This is a genomic window from Streptomyces sp. MS191 (assembly GCF_008042125.1).
GTDB lineage: Bacteria > Actinomycetota > Actinomycetes > Streptomycetales > Streptomycetaceae > Streptomyces.
Window position 1 is genome coordinate 1 of record NZ_RDBI01000125.1, and the last position, 2514, is coordinate 2514.

Annotated in this window: 2 protein-coding genes and 2 pseudogenes; 3 read left to right on the forward strand and 1 reads right to left on the reverse strand. The window is 75.0% G+C overall.

The annotated features are described in order from the left end of the window. Positions 1 to 468: 468 nt before the first annotated feature. From EAO71_RS35445 to EAO71_RS39460, 3 genes and pseudogenes are all read left to right on the forward strand, one after another. Entirely contained in the window at positions 469 to 660 is a 192-nt protein-coding gene (locus EAO71_RS35445) for a hypothetical protein (RefSeq protein WP_147981923.1), read from the forward strand. 190 nt (positions 661 to 850) lie between these two features. Next, positions 851 to 1576 (forward strand): VOC family protein, encoded by a 726-nt coding sequence (locus tag EAO71_RS35450; protein WP_147981924.1) that lies wholly within the window; start codon positions 851 to 853, stop codon positions 1574 to 1576. 121 nt (positions 1577 to 1697) lie between these two features. Next, positions 1698 to 2360: pseudogene (locus EAO71_RS39460) on the forward strand (oxygenase MpaB family protein); the annotation flags it as partial. Between the two features lie 8 nt (positions 2361 to 2368). Here EAO71_RS39460 and EAO71_RS40200 read toward each other — a convergent pair. Then, positions 2369 to 2506 (reverse strand): annotated as a pseudogene (locus EAO71_RS40200) (oxygenase MpaB family protein); the annotation flags it as partial. Positions 2507 to 2514 lie beyond the last annotated feature (8 nt).

The following is a 2514-nucleotide window of genomic DNA, read 5'->3' on the forward strand; positions in this document are numbered from 1 at the left end:
GGCGCAGCGTCCGCGGCGGTGCGAGGGACGAGCCGGGGGCACCGGGCGGCGTCCCGCCGCCCTGGACAGCGTGCCCACCACCGCCACCGCACCGCGGTGATCGACCGTGGGCCCGTCACCGTCACGGCGCTCCGGCTCCGGACAGGACCGGAGCCCCGCCCGGCGAACACCGTTGCCCGGCGCGATGACTGACGGTCCGTCGGCACCCGCGCGTCGGGCACACCCGGACGCCGCACGCTTCCGCCGTCGCGGCACGGGCCGGGACCCGCACCGCCGCCTCGGAGCGTGCCCCCTCGGCTCCCGGCGACCGCCCTCCCCTCCCCCACCGGTCGGACGATCCGATATCCGTGCAGGTCACCGTGGGTGCGACGGCAGCCCCGTCACCCGATCAGCCGCTCCCGGGCGTACATCCGGGCCCGTCTCCGGTGCACTGGAAGGACACAGGCCCGCCGAGCATGGAGACGGATCATGTACGAAATGCACGTCGGCATCGCCTCCCCCGAAGGGGACTTCGTCTGGCACGTCGCCGCCATGGGCACCGCGACGGCCCTGTGTGGACAGTCGCTCCACGCGGAACCTCTCGAAGAGCGCGACCGGACCGACCGCCACTGCACCCCCTGCATGAGTTCCTTCCAGCAGCTCATGAACGACCGGCGCTGACGCCGTCGGGGACGGCGCGGCCCACACCGTGGTGGCCGGGGACTCGCCGAGGACAGGGGGACGGCCCGCACTGGCGATCTTGCCGGGGGTACGGTGGGATGGACAGCGGTCACGCGTCCACGACGGATGGATGAAGGTTGTGTCGACCTCGAGTCATGCGGTGTTCGGCGCTCCCTGCTGGGTCAGTCTGATGACCCGCGACCTGCGAGCCGCGGAGACCTTCTACGGTGCCGTGTTCGGCTGGACGTTCCGGCCGACGCGGCTCGGCAAGGAGTTCTCCGTCGCTCTCCGGGACGGGGCGCCGGTCGCCGGCATCGGGGCGCTGGCACCACGGCTCGCGGTAGCCGTCGCCTGGACCCCCTACTTCGCGGTCGACGACGCCGATCTGACCGCCTCCCGGATCCGCGAACGCAGCGCCACCGTGGCCGTCGGTCCCCTGCGCTTCGGAACGGGCCGCGCCGCCCTGGCCTCCGACCGCGAGGGGGCCGTCTTCGGCATCTGGGAGGGCGAGATCATCCCCGACTGGAGCGTGGGGCGCGGCGGCGCGCCCGCCTGGCTGGAGCTGCGCACCAGGAACGCCTTCGACGCGGCGATCTTCTACGCCGAGGTCCTGGACTGGGCGGGCGAGAAGCCCGGTTGCTGCCAGGTCGCGTACGAGGACGACAGCGTGGTCCTGAGTCACCGGGAGACGACCGTCGCGCGGCTCGTGGGCGGCGCCGTGGAGGCGGCCCCGGATCCCCAGGTCCGCCCCCGGTGGCACGTGCTGTTCCGCGTCCCGGACGTCGAGGCCACGATGGCCGCGGTCGGCCGCCTCGGCGGCGCCACCGCGTCCGAGGTGAGCGCGTCGGGCGGCGGGCGCAGGGTGACCCTGCGCGATCCGGACGGCGGACTGTTCACGGTGGCGGACGGGCCGTGAGCCCGCACGGCCGTCCCGTACGGGGCTCGACCCGGCGGGCCTGACGCGTCCCGCACGTCCGTCGGCGCGCGCGGGGTGCCTCCGCCGTTCACCGGGCCGCTCCCGGGCGCATACTGGCCGCATGGGATGGCCCCCTCCGACCGTGGACGAGCTGCGGGCACGGCTCGGCAGCACGTTGTTCCGGCGTGTGGCGGGCCCGTCGGGCGAGGAGAACCGCGCCCGCATCCACGGCACCCCCGGCCCGCGCTGGTTCGGAGCCGACAGCCCGATCCGGGCGGTCCACGGCGACGCCTCCATGTTCGCCGGGGGCCTGGCGGCCCTGCTCGTCCAGTCGCTGCACCCGCTCGCCATGGCCGCGGTGTCGGCGCATTCGGGATTCCGGGGCGACCCATGGGGGCGCCTGCAGCGCACCAGCACCTTTCTCGCGGTCACGACCTTCGGCACGGCCGAGGACGCCCGGCACGCGGTGGAGCGGGTACGGGCCGTGCACGAGCGGGTCCGGGGGCGGACGCCGGACGGACGGGCGTACCACGCGGCGGACCCTCATCTGCTGGGCTGGGTGCACGTGGCGGAGGTCGACTGCTTCCTGCGGGCCCATCGCCGTTACGGGGCGCACCCGCTGGACCCGGCCGGCTACGACGGCTACGTGGCGGACGCGGCGCGGATCGCGGAGGAGCTCGGGGTGGAACGGCCGCCGCGCAGCGTCGACGAGCTGGCGGAGCGCATGGACGCGTACCGGGCGGAGCTGCGGTCGACACCCGCCTGCCGGGAGACCGCCCGGTACGCGTCCATGCGCTCCGCCAGCTCGTCGACGCTGCGCGGCGGCCGTTCCACCCCGAGCTCCTCCGCGATCCGCGCCGCGTCCGCCACGTAGCCGTCGTAGCCGGCCGGGTCCAGCGGGTGCGCCCCGTAACGGCGATGGGCCCGCAGGAAGCAGT